This window comes from Flaviramulus sp., from assembly GCF_982512915.1.
Window position 1 is genome coordinate 1 of sequence record NZ_CEWOCJ010000003.1, and the last position, 19,654, is coordinate 19,654.

Annotated in this window: 16 protein-coding genes, 2 tRNA genes and 1 pseudogene; 13 read left to right on the top strand and 6 right to left on the bottom strand. The window is 30.2% G+C overall.

Annotation, left to right across the window (positions count from 1 at the left end; all coding sequences use genetic code 11):
- On the bottom strand, window positions 1-313 hold a 313-nt coding region (locus AC1XJX_RS02745), incomplete at its 3' end, for a hypothetical protein (RefSeq protein WP_482002433.1).
- Window positions 314-408: 95 nt separating this feature from the next.
- On the opposite strand from AC1XJX_RS02745, the gene AC1XJX_RS02750 reads away from it, so the two are divergent.
- The 3 genes and pseudogenes from AC1XJX_RS02750 to AC1XJX_RS02760 form a co-directional block, all read left to right on the top strand.
- Entirely contained in the window at window positions 409-1,377 is a 969-nt protein-coding gene (locus AC1XJX_RS02750; protein ID WP_482002434.1) for a hypothetical protein, read from the top strand.
- 80 nt (window positions 1,378-1,457) lie between these two features.
- On the top strand, window positions 1,458-1,601 hold the full coding sequence (locus tag AC1XJX_RS02755; RefSeq protein ID WP_482002435.1) for a hypothetical protein: 144 nt from the start codon (window positions 1,458-1,460) through the stop codon (window positions 1,599-1,601).
- A pseudogene (locus AC1XJX_RS02760) lies at window positions 1,598-2,371 on the top strand (recombinase family protein); the annotation flags it as partial. The gene AC1XJX_RS02755 and the pseudogene AC1XJX_RS02760, both read left to right, overlap by 4 nt.
- Before the next feature lie 730 nt (window positions 2,372-3,101).
- Here the strand turns inward: AC1XJX_RS02760 and AC1XJX_RS02765 are convergent.
- From AC1XJX_RS02765 to mutS, 3 genes are all read right to left on the bottom strand, one after another.
- A tRNA-Leu gene (locus tag AC1XJX_RS02765) sits at window positions 3,102-3,188 on the bottom strand.
- Window positions 3,189-3,217: 29 nt separating this feature from the next.
- Window positions 3,218-3,289, bottom strand: a tRNA-Gly gene (locus AC1XJX_RS02770).
- Window positions 3,290-3,387: 98 nt separating this feature from the next.
- On the bottom strand, window positions 3,388-5,967 hold the full coding sequence (gene mutS / locus AC1XJX_RS02775; protein ID WP_482002436.1) for a DNA mismatch repair protein MutS: 2,580 nt from the start codon (window positions 5,965-5,967) through the stop codon (window positions 3,388-3,390).
- Window positions 5,968-6,130: 163 nt separating this feature from the next.
- On the opposite strand from mutS, the gene AC1XJX_RS02780 reads away from it, so the two are divergent.
- The 4 genes from AC1XJX_RS02780 (at window position 6,131) to AC1XJX_RS02795 (ending at window position 9,211) form a co-directional block, all read left to right on the top strand.
- A complete protein-coding gene (locus AC1XJX_RS02780) occupies window positions 6,131-6,661 on the top strand; it encodes an RNA methyltransferase (RefSeq protein WP_482002437.1) in 531 nt (176 codons plus the stop codon).
- A gap of 37 nt (window positions 6,662-6,698) precedes the next feature.
- Window positions 6,699-8,237 carry a phospholipase D family protein gene (locus tag AC1XJX_RS02785; RefSeq protein WP_482002438.1) on the top strand — a complete coding sequence of 513 codons (1,539 nt, stop codon included), beginning with the start codon at window positions 6,699-6,701 and terminating at the stop codon, window positions 8,235-8,237.
- A gap of 78 nt (window positions 8,238-8,315) precedes the next feature.
- Complete coding sequence (locus tag AC1XJX_RS02790) at window positions 8,316-8,735, top strand: hypothetical protein (RefSeq protein ID WP_482002439.1); 420 nt, start codon at window positions 8,316-8,318, stop codon at window positions 8,733-8,735.
- Between the two features lie 26 nt (window positions 8,736-8,761).
- Window positions 8,762-9,211, top strand: coding sequence for a hypothetical protein (locus AC1XJX_RS02795; protein ID WP_482002440.1), 450 nt, complete (start codon window positions 8,762-8,764; stop codon window positions 9,209-9,211).
- Window positions 9,212-9,295: 84 nt separating this feature from the next.
- On the opposite strand, the gene folK is transcribed toward AC1XJX_RS02795, so the two are convergent.
- Window positions 9,296-10,426, bottom strand: a complete 1,131-nt coding sequence (gene folK / locus AC1XJX_RS02800; protein ID WP_482002441.1) for a 2-amino-4-hydroxy-6-hydroxymethyldihydropteridine diphosphokinase — start codon at window positions 10,424-10,426, stop codon at window positions 9,296-9,298.
- Between the two features lie 73 nt (window positions 10,427-10,499).
- On the opposite strand from folK, the gene AC1XJX_RS02805 reads away from it, so the two are divergent.
- The 4 genes from AC1XJX_RS02805 (at window position 10,500) to rpsU (ending at window position 15,246) form a co-directional block, all read left to right on the top strand.
- Window positions 10,500-11,204, top strand: coding sequence for a queuosine precursor transporter (locus AC1XJX_RS02805; RefSeq protein ID WP_482002442.1), 705 nt, complete (start codon window positions 10,500-10,502; stop codon window positions 11,202-11,204).
- A gap of 122 nt (window positions 11,205-11,326) precedes the next feature.
- Window positions 11,327-14,005 (top strand): AsmA family protein, encoded by a 2,679-nt coding sequence (locus tag AC1XJX_RS02810; RefSeq protein ID WP_482002443.1) that lies wholly within the window; start codon window positions 11,327-11,329, stop codon window positions 14,003-14,005.
- A 148-nt stretch (window positions 14,006-14,153) separates the two neighbouring features.
- Window positions 14,154-15,017: a sigma-70 family RNA polymerase sigma factor gene (locus AC1XJX_RS02815; RefSeq protein WP_482002444.1), complete on the top strand. Its 864-nt coding sequence runs from the start codon at window positions 14,154-14,156 to the stop codon at window positions 15,015-15,017.
- Window positions 15,018-15,051: 34 nt separating this feature from the next.
- On the top strand, window positions 15,052-15,246 hold the full coding sequence (rpsU, locus tag AC1XJX_RS02820) for a 30S ribosomal protein S21 (protein ID WP_482002445.1): 195 nt from the start codon (window positions 15,052-15,054) through the stop codon (window positions 15,244-15,246).
- Window positions 15,247-15,303: 57 nt separating this feature from the next.
- Here the strand turns inward: rpsU and AC1XJX_RS02825 are convergent, their stop codons facing one another.
- A complete protein-coding gene (locus AC1XJX_RS02825; protein WP_482002618.1) occupies window positions 15,304-16,098 on the bottom strand; it encodes a DUF2797 domain-containing protein in 795 nt (264 codons plus the stop codon).
- Between the two features lie 43 nt (window positions 16,099-16,141).
- Between AC1XJX_RS02825 and AC1XJX_RS02830 the strand changes: the two genes are divergently transcribed.
- Both AC1XJX_RS02830 and AC1XJX_RS02835 read left to right on the top strand, forming a co-directional pair.
- A complete protein-coding gene (locus AC1XJX_RS02830; RefSeq protein WP_482002446.1) occupies window positions 16,142-17,656 on the top strand; it encodes a GH3 auxin-responsive promoter family protein in 1,515 nt (504 codons plus the stop codon).
- A 212-nt stretch (window positions 17,657-17,868) separates the two neighbouring features.
- Window positions 17,869-19,488 (top strand): OmpA family protein, encoded by a 1,620-nt coding sequence (locus AC1XJX_RS02835; RefSeq protein ID WP_482002447.1) that lies wholly within the window; start codon window positions 17,869-17,871, stop codon window positions 19,486-19,488.
- Window positions 19,489-19,654 lie beyond the last annotated feature (166 nt).

Sequence of the window (19,654 nt, forward strand, 5' to 3'; positions counted from 1 at the left end):
GATTTATTTGTACTTTATTGCCGTTGTCGTCTATTTTAACAACAGCACCATGGTAAGCATCAAAATCAAATCCATGGCTTAAAAGTGTTTGCTCCGAAAGCGGTCCTAGATTAAAATCTCTTAACTTTTTCAGGATTCTATAATTTTTCTTGGTTGCTTTATCCGTTTCCAAAAGGTGCCCTTCTTCAATTGTTCTTTTTAAATAGGCACTTCTATTTTTGCAAGTATCATCACAATACAAGCGTTTAGAACTCTTGTAGTTTCTTAATTCCATCTGGCATTCTGGATTTTTACATTTCTTTATCAATTTCATAAGATGCTTTTTAACTTTTTATCGTAAATAATTTATAATATACCACAAAATTATATATTTATTTTTAATACATTTGTTACTTATAATTAAAATTTATGAATTTATTTGATTTATTTCCCAAACTGGCAGAAAAACGAGTAACACTTAATGACTTAGATGTGCCATATCGCATTTATGTAAATTGGAGTGAAAAGGGGATTATTGATTACCAAGTTAGTGATTCGGCTACAAACAAGGAGGTCACTAGAAGACGCGTAGAACTAAGTTACTTCGAAGCATTATGGGTACTTATAGTGAAAGAACTTCGTATTATAGGATTATCCCTAAAAGACTTAAAAAATCTAAAAGACTATTTATTTGAACCGATAGACCAAAGTTATTTTCACAGCCTAAGCGATCAAACGATATCTGAAATAGTTGAAAAAGGGCTTCCAGAAGAGCTAAACTATATGGCAACTGAAGACGAAGGATTTAATGTAGAAATTATAAAATCAATTTTAGAGAATATCCCTGAAGATTATAAAATATATTTCACTAATCTAGGAGGGTTAGTCAGTTCAGTTCTTCTTTTTGGTCATACACCAGCTCTAATACTTCACAGAAAACCTCTAGAGGTTTCTGAAGAAGCTACTTTCAGTTATAACATATTTAATCCTGTAGCTGAAGATATAGAAGCTAAAATGAATGCCAGAGACTTTAGAGAAGAGCTTGTAACAAATTTAATCCACCATTCTGTAATAAATATCCCCATAGTACCTCTGGTATCAAAGTTTTATCAAGATGAGGCTTTGTATAAATACACAGTGCTATTTGCGCTTTATACTCCAAGTGAATTAGAACTTTTGAAACTGTTAAAGCAAAAAGACTTTAAACAAATAAAAATTTACAGAAGCCACAATAATGAAACTTTTGAAGTAGAAATAACCAATGAGCAAGATTTAAAAAACCATGAGGCTCAAGCGATAAGAACTCTCATTGGTTTAAAGCAATACCAGCGTGCTGAGATTATTTTTAGAAACGACAAGCATTTGGTAATTAAAAATATACTAAAAAAACAAATATAGTCCTAAGAGGCCCTTAGCACTTCATCGCCAAAAGTGAGATGACAATAGTAGCTCTATTTTTATCCACCATATTGGAAATCGTGAATATTAATGAAGCAACAACAATTTTAAACCATCAAAACAAAACACCTTACACAGATCCAGAAATAAAAGAGATTATTAACCTATTGGAAGTTCTTTCAGAAATGATATGCGACAACCTTACAAAAATCGATACATTATGAAACAAGCTATTTTATACGTCAGGGTTTCTACAGACGAACAAGCTGACAAAGGATTTTCATTGCGAGACCAAGAGCAAAAACTGAAAAACTACTGCAAACTTAATAACTATGATATTATAGGTGTATACAGAGAAGATTATTCTGCTAAAACATTTAATAGACCCGAATTCAAAAAGCTTATGCAGTATGCCAAAAAGAATGCTACAACCATTGATGAAATTTTATTTATAAAATGGGATAGGTTTTCTAGAAACACCACCGAATCTTATAATGTTATTAAAACCTTTAATGATTTAGGTATTATCGTCAATGCTATTGAACAACCTTTAGATTTATCTATCCCAGAACAGGGAATCATGCTTGCAGTATATCTGTCTATACCAGAGGTTGAAAATCAAAGACGTTCCCTTAATGTTATATCTGGTATGAGACGTGCTTTTAAAGAAGGGAGGTATGTAGCTAGCGTACCTAAAGGCTATAATATGGGTAGAGACAACCACAAGAAACCCATTCTTAAACCCAATGAAGATGCTAAACATATTCAGAAAGCTTTTGAGCTTATTGCTTCTAAACACTACAATCAAAAAGAGGTGCTGGATATTCTAAGAAAAAATGGATTTAAGACTAGTAAATCTGCTTTTGCTAGAATTATCAGAAACAGCCTCTATTGTGGAGATATTTACATTAAAGCATTCAAAGACGAGCAGGAAATGATTGTAGAGGGCATACATGAACCTATTGTTTCTAAAGCATTATTTCAAGAGGTGCAATCCATTATTGATGGTGGAAAAAAGCAGTTTAAACTAAAACATAAAAAAATAAATCCCATTTTTCCATTAAAAGATTTTGTGCTTTGCCCTAATTGCCATAATCCCTTATTAGCTAGTTCTAGCAAAGGGCGTTCTAAATATTATGACTATTACCATTGTGTGAAACCATGCAATACAAGATATAAAGCTCAGGATGTGGAACTTTGGTTTCAAGACTTCTTACAGAGTATTAGCTTAAATAAAAATGCCCAAACCTTACTCTTTAAAATGATTAAAGATAAGTTTAAACTACAATCTAAAACCCAAGTACTGGGACCAAGTCATTACAAAAAATTGAGCGATATTAACGAGAGACTTGAAAAGCTACAGGACTTGTTTATTGATGGGAAAATAGACTCTAATGACTACCAAAAAGCTAAAATTAGATATGAAACTACTTTCAACGAATTAAAGGATAAAGAAAAACAGCAAACCAATCAAAACGAAATTCTTAACACCTATAGAAACGGATTAAATAAATTAGAAAGCATTGATAATCTGTTTATTAATTCAGATATTGACCGTAAGAGAAAATTAATCGGTTCGATATTCCCTAAAAAATTTCAATTTGAAAAAAATGAAGTTCGAACCGCTGATGTAAACCCAATACTTTTGAAAATTACTAGTGTTAACAAGGGTTTACAAGGGAATAAAAAAAGGGACAAATCAAAAAAAAATGATTTGTCCCACTTGGTACTGAAGACGGGACTTGAACCCGTACAGCCTAATGGCCATTGGATTTTAAGTCCAACGTGTCTACCAATTCCACCACTTCAGCAACTTGGTATATTTTAAAGAAAGTTTCAGAGCGAAAGACGGGATTTGAACCCGCGACCCTCACCTTGGCAAGGTGATGCTCTACCCCTGAGCTACTTTCGCAGTCTTTTTTATGAACGTACAATATCACTATTGCGGATGCAAATTTAAAATATTTCTACTAAAACCAAAGCCTTTTCTTAAAATAAATAAAATTTATTTTAAGCATGCTTTTTCTTGACTAACATTCGCTTAATTTCATTAAGTTTCATGAGTGCTTCAACCGGCGTAAGTGTATCAATATCAATGTTTAATATTTCTTCTTTGATATTTTCTAGTAAAGGATCATCTAAATTAAAAAAACTTAATTGCATGTCATTCTGCATCGATTTCACCTTATCGGTAAGCTCTTCACTGGAATGTGATTGCTCTAATTTCTTCAAAATGATATTAGCTCTATGTAGTACTTGTTGTGGCATACCTGCCATTTTCGCAACATGTATTCCAAAACTATGAGCGCTTCCTCCTTCAATAAGTTTACGAAGAAACAAAACATTATCTTTTAATTCTTTAACAGAAACATTAAAGTTTTTAATTCTATCAAAAGTTTCGGTCATTTCATTTAGTTCATGATAGTGCGTTGCAAATAATGTTTTTGGTTTTGCAGGATGCTCATGTAAATATTCACTAATAGCCCAAGCAATAGAAATACCATCATAAGTACTGGTACCCCTACCAATTTCATCTAAAAGCACTAAACTCCTCTCTGAAATATTATTTAAAATAGAAGCTGTTTCATTCATTTCTACCATAAAAGTAGATTCACCCATTGAAATATTATCACTAGCACCTACTCTAGTAAAAATTTTATCTACTAATCCAATTCGAACTTCTTTTGCCGGAACAAAACTTCCTATTTGTGCCAATAAAACTATTAATGCTGTTTGACGTAAAATAGCTGATTTACCAGACATATTTGGTCCAGTAATCATGATGATTTGCTGCGAAGTCCTATCTAAAAATAAATCGTTTGCTATGTATGCTTCACCAATAGGTAATTGCTTTTCTATAACCGGATGACGCCCCTCTTTGATATCTAAATCAAAAGATTCATCAATTAATGGATACACGTAATTGTTTTCTTTGGCTAATTGAGAAAAGCCACATAAACAATCTAATTGTCCAATTAAATGAGCATTTTGTTGTACGGGTTTTATATACTCGCTTAACCAGATTGCTAGCTCTGAAAATAATTTTTGTTCAATAGATTGAATTTTATCTTCTGCTCCTAAAATTTTGGTTTCGTATTCTTTTAGCTCTTCGGTTATATAGCGCTCTGCACTTACTAAAGTTTGCTTTCTAATCCAATCTTCCGGAACTTTATCTTTATGTGTGTTTCGTACTTCAATATAATATCCAAAAACGTTATTAGATGCTATTTTAAGAGAGGTTATTCCGGTGCGTTCACTTTCCCGCTCTAACATCTTATCGAGATAATCTTTTCCTGATTTTGATAAGCCCCTTAATTCATCTAATTCAGCAGAAAATCCTATAGCAATGGTATGTCCTTTTAAAATATTTACAGGTGCATCCTCATTAAGTGTTTCTTTTATTTTTTCTCGAAGAACATTACAACTTTGAAGGTTATCTCCAATAATTTTAAGCGACTCGTTTTCACAATTTGATGCTATCGATTTTATAGGAACAATAGATTCTATAGAGTTTTTTAATTGTATAACCTCTCTTGGATTTACTTTTCCAGTTGCAACTTTAGAAATCAAGCGTTCTAAATCGCCAATATGTTTTATATGATTTTGAATTTTTTGAAGAACCGAATTTTCTTTTGTTAGATAATTTACAACCTCGTGGCGTTGTTTAATTTTTTCGAAATTCTTTAAAGGCAATGCTAACCATCGCTTTAAAAGCCTTCCTCCCATTGGTGAAATGGTTTTATCGATAATATTTAAAAGCGTTACGGCATTATTATTTTTAGAATTGTAAAGCTCTAAATTTCGGATAGTAAATTTATCCATCCAAACATAATCATTTTCAGCAATTCTAGAAACTACTGTTATATGTTGTAGTTTATGGTGTTGTGTTTCAACTAAATAATGTAAAATAGAACCGGCTGCAATAACACCTTCATACAAATGTTCTATCCCAAAGCCTTTAAGTGTTTTAGTCTTGAAATGCTTTATGAGAGTTGTATGCGCATAATCCGTTTGATAAACCCAATCTTCAAGATAAAAAGTATGAAAATCATCGCCAAAAGTCTCTTTAAAAAGTGCTCTTTTTTGTTTTGAAACTAACACTTCACTTGGGCTGAAATTTTGAAGCAACTTATCAATATACTCGGCATTTCCTTGAGAAGTTAAAAACTCCCCTGTTGAGATATCTAAAAAAGAAATACCTATATTTTTTTTATCGAAATAAACAGAGCATAAAAAATTATTAGATTTTGAAACTAACACCTCATCATTAAGAGCAACTCCAGGAGTAACCAATTCTGTAACACCACGTTTTACGATAGTTTTAGTTGTTTTAGGGTCTTCAAGTTGGTCGCAAATCGCAACACGTTGACCTGCTTTAACTAATTTTGGCAGATAGGTGTTTATGGAGTGGTGTGGGAATCCAGCCAACTCAGTTTCGCTATCGCTTCCAGCCCCTCGTTTAGTTAAAATAATTCCAAGAATACCTGCAGCTTTTACAGCATCTTCACCAAAGGTTTCGTAAAAGTCGCCTACACGAAATAGCAATAATGCATCCGGATACTTTGCCTTAATAGCATTGTACTGTTTCATTAACGGGGTTTCTTTTTTTGCTTTTTTAACCAATTGTAAAGTAATTTTTAAATCCTATTTTTGCTAATATTGTAAGATTGCTAATGTAGCGTTATTTTGTTTTTTTCTGAAGAAGTTACCCCATAAGTTATTTACAATTGAAATTAGATTTTAACAATAAAACATGCGAAAACTAAAAAACATTGAGTTAGATCGATTAAGTATTGAAGCTTTTAAAGAGGTTGATAAAACCCCTATAATTATTGTATTAGACAATATTAGAAGTTTAAATAATATTGGCTCAGTTTTTAGAACAAGTGACGCTTTTTTGATTAAAAAGATTTATTTGTGCGGCATTACTGCAACGCCACCTCACAAAGACATTAATAAAACGGCTTTAGGAAGTACAGAAACTGTTGAATGGGAGTATGCAGATGACACTTTAGATTTAATTAAAAAACTAAAAGCTGAAAACATTGCAATTTGTGCTATTGAACAAGCTGAAAACGCCACTATGCTTGATATGTTTACAACAAAAACAAATACCACTTACGCCTTAGTTTTTGGAAATGAAGTAAAAGGTGTGGCTCAAAATGTGGTTAATGAAAGTGATTTTGTTATTGAAATCCCACAATTTGGCACTAAACATTCTTTAAACATCTCCGTAAGTTGTGGCATTGTTATTTGGGATTTGTTTAATAAATTGAAAGCTTAAAGCACTTATCCTATTAATTTTTAAATTAATAAACTACATGAAAACCCCTGTAAAATATAAAAGCTTTCTTATAGTTGTAATTTTGATTTTATCATCGTGTACAAAAACTAAAAAACTCGAGGCTAAAACAGATTTTTGTTCAAAAATACATAGAAATGACAGCTTAAGTCTTTCAAATGAATTAGAAGATTTAGCTAATCTCATGGAAAACAAAACAGGTGTTTATGTTCTTGAAGATGGAAGTGGCTCAATGGTTGCTCGAGCTTGGTTAAGTGAATACGCAGAAAAAACTATAGATATTCAGTATTTTATTTTTTCAACAGATAATGTTGGCTTAATAGCTTGCGATTATCTTATAAGAGCTGCCGATAGAGGTGTAAAAGTGAGAATTATAGTGGATGATATCATGGTAGACGCAGATATTAAAGATATATTAACTTTTAATTCTCATGAAAACATAACAGTCAAAATATACAATCCAGGAGTAAATTTAGGAAAGAATTTTATTCAAAAAGTTGGAAAATTTGCAACAGATTTCAGATCCGCAAATCAACGGATGCATAACAAAACTTTTATAGTAGATGGTAAAGTAGTAATAACTGGAGGTAGAAATATAGCCGACGAATATTTTGATTACGACCATGAATATAATTTTAGAGATAGAGATATTTTGTTACTAGGAAAAGAAACAAAAAATGCAAATCTATCGTTTAACGAATTCTGGAACAACCCTTTAAGTCAAGATATTAACACCTTAGTTAAAAAACAACACGAAAAGTCAAAATATGAAAATAGGTTTGATAAACTTCATGAATATGCTTGTAATCCAGAAAATTTTTGGCCACAAGTAAGAACACGAATCGAAAAATTACCATCTACATTTCAAACTATTAAAAACTCTGGCGGTTTGGTTTGGTTGGATGATGTCAAATTCATCTCAGATGTTCCAGGTAAAAATGATGGCACTAGTGGCTTGAGAGGTGGTGGAGTTTCAACTGACGCATTGATAGATTTGGTTAAAAACGCAAAGTTTTCAATTGATATTCAAACACCTTATTTAATAACTTCAGAACTCAGTAGGAAGTTATTCAAAGAAGCTATTAGCCGTGGTGTAAAGATTAGAATTCTAACAAATAGCTTAGCCTCAACTGATAATGTAGAGGCATTTAGTAGCTATCAATCAGATAGGGAAAAGCTTCTAAATACTGGTATTAAAATTTTTGAATTTAGACCTGATGCTGCGGAAAGGACAAAAATAATGACTGGTGAATTACAAGAAAAACTAGAACATAAACCTATTTTTGGACTTCATGCAAAATCTATGATTATTGATAACGAAACAACCGTTATTGGCACATTTAATCTAGATCCTAGAAGTGCCAATTTAAACACAGAATGTGTTGTTATTTTGAAATCTTATAAAATTTCTGAAGGCGTATTAAATGGTATGGAAGAAGAATTTAAACCAGAAAACTCTTGGGAAACCACTTTGCAATTTAATCCAGATTCTGAGGTAAGCAATTATAAGCGCATAAAAACCTGGACAAGAAAAATACTTCCGAAAGAGATTCTTTAAATTTAAAAAAACATAAAGACTAGGGTAGGAATTTTATCTTTTTAAATGTTTCATAATAAATCTTAAAAAATTATTATTATGAAAATTTTAAAACCTACAACTGTTTTTTTAGCTATTTTATTAACTGCATTCTTGTTCTTTAGTTGTTCTAAAGACGATTTAATTGCTAATGTTTCTTTAACTGAGGGTATTAATGGCGATATTGGAGGTGATTTTACAGGAAATGGAGGTACTACCTCTGAAACTTTCATGTGGCAAAACAGTCTTTCAACAGCTGATTATAATGCTGATATTACCACATCTAGTACTGGTACGTTTCAAATTATTGTTAAAGATCCTGATGGAACAACTGTTTTAAGCAGAATGCTTAATGGCAGTCAAGAACCTGACACCTTCTCTGGAGTAACTTCTGAAGGGACATCGGGAATGTGGACAGTAACAATCAATATTTCAAATTTTAACGGTGATGGAAGTTTCACTTTAAGCCAAGGAAACTAAAAAAAATTATTCAAAAAAAATAAAATATGAAAAAGATAAATTTAATTACCAACATTTTATTAGCGTTATTAGTTAATTTCTCAATAACATCTTGTAGTACTGATGATGAGAATGATACTACTTTACAAGAAAATATTGAAAACAATACTCAAACTGGAACTTGGAGAATAACTAAATTTATAGATTCTGGAATTGACAAAACTACTGATTTATCAAGTTACACTTTCACTTTTAATAATTCTGGTGCACTAGGTGCTTTTGATGGCACTAATAATTTTAATGGGTTATGGAATATAATAAGTTATGGTTCAGACCTTAATGATATTGAATTAAATATTGTTTTTAATCTTGTAAATAATTTAGATGAATTGACAGATGATTGGGATTTTATATCTCAAACATCAAATAAAATTGAACTAATAGACATAAGTGGTGGAGATGAACCTGACGATTATTTAACTTTTGAAAGAAACTAAAAAATACTGATACATTTTAAAACAATAGCGATTTGAATAAAAACTCAAGACGCTATTGTTTCTCTTAATTGTCGGTAAAAAAAATTAATCAGCACATATTTCTCCTAAAACCCATAAATAATCCGAACGGTTTTCTACAAAATCTCTATCAGAGACATCAATTATTTTTATATTAAAGGCTTCTTGAGTTTTTAAAAAGTCTAAATATCCTAAATTAATTTTTTCTAAATACTCATCAGCTATATTTTGTTCGTAATCACGACCACGTTTTTTTATGTTTTGTTGTAAACGTTCTGTGTTTTGATAGAGATAAACATAAAGTTCTGGCTTTTTTAAATCTTTATACATCAAGTTAAAAAGCTTTCTGTACAACTTAAATTCATCTTCCTGTAAGGTAATTTTTGAAAAAATAAGCGATTTAAACACATCATAATCACTTACAATAAAATCTTTAAATAAATCTAGTTGTGCTAAATCATCACTTATCTGTTGGTATCTATCTGCTAGAAAAGACATTTCTAAAGTAAATGCATATCGATTAGCATCTTCATAAAACTTAGGCAAAAAGGGATTATCTGCAAAACGCTCTAATATGAGTTTAGCATTGTAGTCGTGGGCTATTTTAGTTGCTAAACTGGTTTTTCCTGCACCTATATTACCTTCGATTGCAATGTAGTTATACTTTGAGAAATTAAAGGCTTTACTTGGGTTTTTTAACCAGATATTTATGGGTTCCAAAACCGAAGAATCTTCACATTCATCTAATAAAACAACTACTTCTTTATTAATTTTTGGATGCTTTATTTTTGAAGCAATATCGTTAAGTGGCTGCAAAACAAACTTGCGTTTTTGCATCTCAGGATGGGGCACTATAAGCGTTTCTGTATTGATTACTTCATCTTCAATTAAAACAATATCTAAATCGATTGTTCTAGCTTCATAACTATTTTTTTTATTTCTAACTCGTCCTAAAATCGTTTCTATATTTAATAAATTTTCTAATACTTTTTGAGGTTCTAAAAAACTTTCTAATACCAAACAGCAATTATAAAAATCATCACTTTCAAAACCAAAAGCAGGCGATTTATAAACTTTAGAAATAAGTTTTATATTACCTATACGCACATGTATTAAATCTACAGCGTTTTGAAGATTTTTAAATTTATCGCCTTTATTGCTTCCTAAGGCTATATGAAATAGTCGTGGTAAAATCATAAGTGAAAGCAAAATAATGAAAAGTAAATGGTTTTCCTTTATATTTACACAACCTATTTATTCACAATTATAAATGACATTAAGAGATAAGCTAGCTGCCCAACGTATTTATTTTCTTTTGGGAGCTTTATTTATAACATCCTTAGTAGTTTCAAACTTAATTTTTCAGAAATTTTTTTACTGGTATCCCATAGATATTGAGCTTTTTGGGAGTAAACTTTTTGAAATTTCGGTTGGTATTCTACCTTACCCAATCACTTTTTTAATAACCGATTTGATAAGTGAAATTTATGGCAAAAAACGCGCTAATGATGTCGTGGTGTTTGGCATTTTCGCTTCTTTATTTTCGCTACTAATCATTTTTACAGCTAGTAATGTGCCAGCAACATCGTGGTCTTATGTTGATGATAAAACATTTGAAACTGTTTTTGGAAACTCTATGATTGCTGTTTTTGCAAGCATGTTAACCTATTTGTTTGCACAGTTTGTAGATATTCAAATTTATCATTTCTGGAAACGCCTAACTAAAGGTAAACACTTATGGTTACGGAACAACTTTTCTACATGGTTTTCTCAGTTTATTGACACGTTTACTATTGTTTTATTATTATGCTCTTTCGGAATTATTGATTGGGTTAACTTTAATGGATTACTCATTAGCGGATTTCTTTTTAAGTTGATTATTGCTATGCTTGATACACCGTTTTTATATCTAGGTGTTTTTTTATTCAAAAAACGTTTCAACTTAAAGGTAAACGAAGAGATTGATTTGCTTTAGTTTTCAAATCTTAACAAAATGATAAGATAACTGCTGATCTCATAGCATCATTTTTGCGTATATGTTTGTATAGGATATTTAACCATCCCTTACTTTAATAAAATTCAAACATCAAAATAAAAATGAAGAAAGCTTTAAAAATTACTAGCATCACTTTCCTTATAATTATCACACTTTTAATTGCTATCCCTTTTGCTTTTCGAGGACAAATTAAGGATATGGTAAAGCTTTTTATAAATGAAAACTTAAATGCCAATGTAGAGTTTAGTGATGTTAGTTTAAGTTTCATTAAAAGTTTTCCTCAAGCACACGTCAATGTTACAGACTTAGTAATTATTAATTTTGAACCTTTTAAAGATGAAACTTTCCTTACTGCTAAAGATATTTCTTTCACCATGTCAATTAAAGAATTGTTTAAAAAAACAAACGAAGTACCAATTATTATAAACTCTATTAACATTGACGAGGCGCTTATAACATTGAAAACTGATAAATTTGGCAACAACAACCACGATGTCACAAAAGAAAAAGAAAGCAATGAAGCTAATACTCAGAACACTCAAAGTTTTTCTTTTGATATTGAAAATTATGCTATTAACAAAAGTGCCCTAACATATCTAAATGAAGCATCAAATATAGCAGTTAGTATTACTGAATTAAATCACTCAGGTCGTGGTATTTTTTCTGCTAACAACTCTGAATTAGATACAAAAAGTGACGCTAAAGTTAGTATTAGTATGGATGGTACTAATTATTTAAATAACAATCCAATAAAATTAGATGCCTTAATTGGTTTAGATTTGAATACTAGTAAATACACGTTTAAAGAAAACAAAGGCTTTATAAATGATTTGCCTATTGCTTTAAAAGGTTTTGTGCAACTTCTTGAAAACGGACAAAACATCGATATTTCATTTGAAAATCCAGAATCTGATTTTAAAAATTTCTTAGCAGTTATTCCAAAAGCATATTCAAAAAATATTGAAAGTGTTGAAACAACTGGCGATTTTAAATTAAAAGGCATTATTAAAGGCATGGTTACAGATGAAACTATTCCTAATTTAGATATCAGCATTACCTCAAATAACGCTTCATTTAAATATCCAGATTTACCAAAACGCGTTAGTAACATTACTATTAATACAGAAATAAAAAACACTACTGGTAATGTTGATGACACTTATATTGATATAAAAGCACTAAATTTTAAGATTGATAATGATGTTTTTAAATCGTCTGCTACTTTAAAAAATATAACAAAAAACATGTTGGTGAATGCCAATATTGATGGTGTTTTAAATTTAGCAAACATTACAAAAGCATACCCCGTAGAATTAGAAAAAGCGCTAACTGGTATTTTAAAAGCCAATTTGAATACAGCTTTTGACATGAGTGCTATTGAAACAAATGCTTACGAGCGTATTAAAAATAATGGTTCTGCTAGCATTACAGATTTTGTGTTTTCTTCGAAAGATATAGTAAACCCTATTCACATTTCAGAAGCAAATATGACCTTTGATCCCAGAATCGTTTCATTAAATAATTTTAAAGCTAAAACTGGCGATAGTGATTTAAATGCTACTGGTACTATCCAAAATTTATTAGGATTTTTGCTGAGTAATAATACTTTAAAAGGAAATTTTAATTTAAATTCTAACGTGTTTAAAGTAAGTGATTTTATGACGTCAAGTGAAGATGTTGTTGATAACAATAAAACTATCTCTGAATCTGAGGCCCTTAAAATACCTGCTTTTTTAGATTGTACCATAAATGCCAATGCGAAAACAGTTGTTTATGATAATTTAAATTTAAAAGACGTCACTGGCACATTATTAATAAAAGATCAACAAGCTACGCTTCAAAATATGACTTCTAGTATTTTTGATGGTGCTTTATTAATTTCTGGAGATATATCAACAAAAAACGAAACTCCAACGTTTAATTTAAAGTTAGGAGCCAATGGATTTGACATTGCCAAATCTTTTAAAGGTTTAGAATTACTTCAAAGCTTAGCGCCAATAGCAAAATTACTTGAAGGAAAATTAAGTACAACACTTAATATTTCGGGAGATTTAGATAAAGAATTTTTACCAAATTTAAGTACTATTTCTGGTAATGCTTTAGCCGAATTGATAACCACAAACATCAGCACAAACTATAGTGAATTATTTAATAAACTAGAAGGCACTTTCAGTTTTATTGACTTTAGTAAGCTTGATTTAAAAGATTTACAAACCAATTTAAGCTTTGCTAATGGTAAGGTAAGTGTAAAACCCTTCAACATAAATTATCAAGACATCGCTATTACCGTTTCCGGAAGTCATGGTTTTGATAAATCCTTAGGATATGACGCAGTTTTTAATGTTCCAGCAAAATATTTAGGTAGTGATATTAATCGCTTAATTGGTAAAATTGATACCGAACAAGCAAAAAATATTACCATTCCAGTTACTGTTAACATTGGTGGCACTATTACAAACCCAAATGTAAAAACCGATTTAACAAGTGGTGTTAAAAACCTAACAACTCAGCTTATTGAAATTGAAAAACAAAAACTACTTAATCAAGGAAAAGATAAAGTATCAACCATGCTAGGTAATCTTATTGGTGGAAACAAAACTAAAACAGACTCTATTAAAAAAGAACAAACCAATAGTGTTAAAAATGTTTTAGAGGATATTGTAGGTGGGAATAAAACCAAAAAAGATTCTACTAAAACAAATACAAGCAACAATACCGTAAAAAATGTACTTGGTGGTTTGCTAAATAAAAAGAAAAAAACAAAAGACACTGTGAATTAAAAATATTACAAATTGGCTAAAACCTTAAAAAAAGCCTAATTTTTAATCAACTTTGAGTGTTTTTTTTATAAAAATGACAAAAAATTAGGTTTTCTTGATTTTTAGGTTAAATTATAGAAGGTATAACATTTAAACTTATCTATAATATATGAGGCAACTAAAAATTACGAAGCAAGTTACAAACCGAGAATCTAAATCATTAGATAAATATTTACAAGACATTAGTAAAATACCCTTAATAACAGCCGAAGAAGAAGTAGAATTAGCACAACTTATTAGGGAAGGCGATCAAAAAGCTTTAGACACACTCACAACTGCTAACTTACGTTTTGTGGTTTCTGTTTCAAAACAATATCAAAATCAAGGTTTAACATTACCAGATTTAATTAATGAAGGTAATGCAGGCTTGGTAAAAGCAGCAAAACGATTTGATGAAACTAGAGGTTTTAAATTTATATCTTATGCGGTTTGGTGGATTAGACAAGCAATTCTTCAAGCTTTAGCAGAACAATCTCGAATAGTTAGACTACCTTTGAACAAAATTGGGTCTATTAATAAAATAAATAACGCGTATTCTTTTTTAGAACAAGAACACGAAAGACCACCAAGTGCAGATGAAATTGCCAAAAGATTAGATTTAACACTTAGTGATGTAAAACAATCTATAAAAATTTCAGGTAGGCATGTATCTATGGATGCACCATTTAATGAAGGTGAATCTTCTAATTTATATGATGTTGTAGCATCAGGAGAAGCACCAAGACCAGATGCTAATTTGATGCAAGATTCTTTAAACTTAGAGGTAAACAGAGCATTAAACACATTGTCTGAAAAAGAAGCGGATGTCATTCGCTATTATTATGGCATTAGTAAAAAGCAACCTATGAGCCTGCAAGAAATTGGAGAAGCTTTTGGATTAACACGAGAACGCGTTAGACAAATAAAAGAAAAAGGTATTAGGAGGTTGAGGCACACATCAAAAAGTAAAGTATTAAAAACATATTTAGGATAATCCTAAATTATAATTAAACAATTAAAATATTTTCATGTTAAAAATTATTATAAAGGAAGGTGAAAACATAGAACGTGCTTTAAAACGTTACAAAAGAAAACACCGAAACATTAAAGTAATGCAAAACCTAAGAGACGGCCAATTTTTCACAAAACCATCAGTTAAAAGACGTCGTGAGATACAAAAAGCCGAATACATTCAAAATTTAAGAGATCAGGAAGACATTTAATCTTCACACTCATATTCTAAATATAAATCCCGTTTACATTTTTGTAAGTGGGATTTTTTAATTTATTGAAATATTAACCACCATACCTTCATTACTCCGGATATTAAAAACCGTTTCATCTTCAAAAATGAGGTACTGTCCTTTTATTCCTACCAATTTACCTGAGTAATTTTGCTCTTTTAATATATTTAAACTTTTAGGTTTATTGGGATACTGATATACTGGAAAAAACAAATTGGTTTCTGTGTTATTCTCAATAAAGTAATCCTTCGCTTCTTGTGGTATGTATTGTTTTAATCTATCGCGCCACTCAACAAGATTTACGTCTTCAATATCGTTTTTTAACATAGATCTCCAATTGGTTTTATCACTCACATAATCTTTTAAAGCGACCTCTGTAATACCAGCTAAATAGCGGTTAGGTACCTCAACAATTTCAATAGCTTCATGAGCTCCTTGATCTATCCAACGAGTTGGCACTTGACTTTTTCTTGTAACTCCTACTTTTACATTACTAGAATTAGCTAAGTAAACAATATGTGGTTGCAATTGTACTTTCTTTTCATAAACTAAATCACGATCTTCTTTATCTAAATGAGCTGTACTTAATTCCGGTCGCATAATCCAATCTGCTGCTTGTGGGATATCAAAAAAACAACTTTTACAAAAACCTTGTCTAAAAATTGGCTTATCCATTTTGCAATTCAAACATTCGTATTTAATAAATTTAATGGTTATTATTTTATCAAGAAGCTGATTCATATTTATAAAATCAAAATCAAACACCAAATAGTATTGAATGGGTTGTAAAAATTCAGTTTCCATTTTTGTTAAAACACCTTGGTAGTTCATAAAAAAAAGTCTTATTTTTAAAAATCTTAAAGATAAAATAAATATGCCAATACCTATAGTAAATTCCATTGCTTCTTGGTTTTTAAAAAAACGTTTTCATCAAATAGAATTATTTTTAAAATATCCAAACGAAGTACAAAACGAATTACTATTGAGCCTTTTAGAAATAGCTAAAAATACTCAAATTGGCAAGGAATATGATTTTGCATCAATAAAAAACTATAAAACCTTTACCGAACGAGTTCCAATTAAAAATTATGATGGTTGGCAAGATATTATTGAACGCTCTCGTAAAGGTGAAAATAATTTGTTTTGGCCAACTCCAATAAAATGGTTTGCAAAATCTAGTGGCACTACACGCGCGAAAAGCAAATTCATTCCTGTAAGTCAAGAATCTCTTGAAGATTGCCATTATGCTGCTAGTAAAGATTTATTGTGCATGTATTTAAACAACAATGAAAATTCTCAATTATTTACCGGAAAAAGTTTACGATTAGGTGGTAGTAAAGAATTATATAAAGAAAATGGAACTAGCTTTGGTGATTTATCTGCCATTTTAATTGATAACATGCCTTTTTGGGCTGAATTTAGCAGTACACCGAGTAGCAAAGTATCCTTGATGAGCGACTGGGAATACAAGATGCAAGCTATTGTAAATGAAACTATTAATGAAAATGTTACAAGTTTAGCGGGTGTACCATCTTGGATGCTGGTATTACTTAACAATGTTTTAGAAACTACTGGCAAAGAAAGTTTAAATGAAGTTTGGCCAAATTTAGAGGTCTACTTTCATGGTGGTGTAAGTTTTACTCCTTATGTAAACCAGTACAAAAATTTATTACCAAAAAAAGACTTTAAATACTACGAAATTTATAATGCTTCTGAAGGCTTTTTTGCTATTCAGGATCAAAACAATTCCAACGAGTTATTGTTAATGCTGGATTATGGTATTTTCTACGAGTTTATCCCTATGGAAACATATGAAACACCCGAAGAATATGCCATTTCTTTAAGTGAAGTTGAACTCAATAAAAACTATGCCATTATTATAACCACAAACGCTGGGTTGTGGCGATATAAAATTGGAGATACTATAAGGTTTACCTCATTAAGTCCTTACAGAATAAAAATTTCTGGTAGAACCAAACACCACATCAATGTTTTTGGTGAAGAGCTTATTATTGAAAATGCCGAAGAAGCTCTAAAAAAAGTATGTAAGCGAACAAAAGCTGAAATTAAAGATTTTACTGCAGCTCCAGTTTTTATGGAAGGCAAAGAAAAAGGGGCTCACGAATGGTTAATCGAATTTAAGAAGCTGCCAAAGGATATCGACTATTTTAACGAATTGTTTGATAACGCATTAAAAGCTCTAAACTCTGATTATGAAGCTAAACGATATAACAACCTTACTTTAAACAAACCAAAAATAAATATTGCTCGTGAAAATTTGTTTTATGACTGGTTAAAACTGAATAATAAATTAGGAGGTCAACATAAAATACCAAGACTTTCTAACTCAAGAAAATATTTAGAAGAACTTTTGCTTTTAAATACTTAAAATTGTAACCATTAATAATAAATTTTCCATTAATCTAAACTTTAATGTTACTCACCTACATTATTAAGTGATTCATCTTATCATGTTATTAATTTTTATTACTTTACCCTATGTTTGTTAAGTATTTGATTTTCAGGCAGTTGAAATACTTATTTTTTCGATGAAATGCAATTCTAATAAATATTTACAGTCACAATTCTAAAATCACTAAAATGAAAAATTTATATTTTACAATTCTTTTTTTATCAACAAGTGTTATCATTGCCCAAGGCCCTAACACAATTGAATCTGCAAATTACTATATAATTGATAACCCTTTTTCATCTTCTCCTTCAAATAGAATTGAAGAAAATGGATTTAATTTTGAACTTTTAAAATTAAGTGTTAATAGTGATTATTCAGAAATTGGTTCTGGTTTTTTTAGAAATAAAGCAATAGTTGTTTCTTCTAGAAAATTAGGTGCACTAGCTAAAATTGATCCTAAAACAGGTGAAGCATATAAAGATTTATTTTGTATGGATGTGGATAAAAATGGCCGTTTAAGTAGGCCCTTGTTATTCTCTAGAATACTTAATTCCAAATACAACGAAGGTCAATTATCATTCTCACCAGATCAAAATACAGTATATTTTACAAGAACTATCAAAGATAATTCATCTGAATACAAATTATATAAAGCCATTCTAGAAGAGGACTCTCACGGGAATTGGATTAACCAAGAATTACTTAGCATAAATAAAGAAGGGGTTTCAATTGAAAATCCATTTGTAAATAATACAGGTGATAAATTATATTTTTCTGCAAATATGCCTGATAGTATAGGGAAATTTGATTTATATGTTTCTACAATAAATGAAGATGGAACACTCGGAAATCCTGAAAATTTAGGTGATTTGGTAAATACACCATTTGATGATAAATATCCCTCACTTTCAAAGGATGGAAAATATCTATACTTTTCCTCTAAAGGTCATGATAATATAGGTGGTTTTGATGTATTTGTTAGTAAGATTTTAGAAAATGAATATACAGAACCTAGAAATTTAGGAAGAACTATCAATTCGCCATATAATGAAATTGCTTACTTTTTGGCAGCTAAAAACAAAGGATATGTGTCATCAGATAGACAATCTAAAAATAGCAGACGTAGTTACGACCTTTACACAGCAGTTAACAATGAAGTGATTCAAACTCTAGAGGGTAAAACTTTTGATTTAAAATCGAGAAGTATACTACCTAATTCATTAGTTATTTTAAAAGATGACGAAGGGAATGAAGTATCAAGATATACAACTGGAAACGATGCCGCCTTTAGTTTTAATGTAGAACCATTTGAAACTTATAATATTTCAGTATTAAAAGATGGCTTTATAAACATTGATTATGATTTTACAGCTAATAGAGGTACAGAAACTACTTACTTTAAAAACTTTGAATTATTAAATATTACAACACCTTCAGATGAAAATCTTGAAAGAGAATTAAGACTCGTAGCAGATAATATTTTCTTCGATTCAAATAAATCTAACATTAGAAAAGAATTACATCGTGTATTAAATAAGATTATTTATATACTAAATGAGCACCCAGAAATGAAGTTAGCAATTAATGCTCATACAGATTATATTGGAGATGATGATTTTAACATGACGCTATCGGAAGAACGAGCTGCTTCCGTATTAAATTATTTGGTCATTAATGGTATTTCAAAAGACAGATTACGTTCTAAAGGTTATGGTGAAACACAACCACTAATTGATTGTGGAAATAATTGTACAGAAGAAGACCTACAAACAAATAGACGAGTAGATTTGGTAATTATAAATAGGTAAATTCTAATTATATATAGTTTGATAATATGAATACCTTTGTTATTTAGATTAAAAACAACGATAACTTGTTTTAAAATCGATTAAGTGTTTTTATAAAAGTTTTTAAACGAGTATTTCATCTTATAATCTAAAACTAGCTTTACACTTTTGTTCAATGTTTACTTAA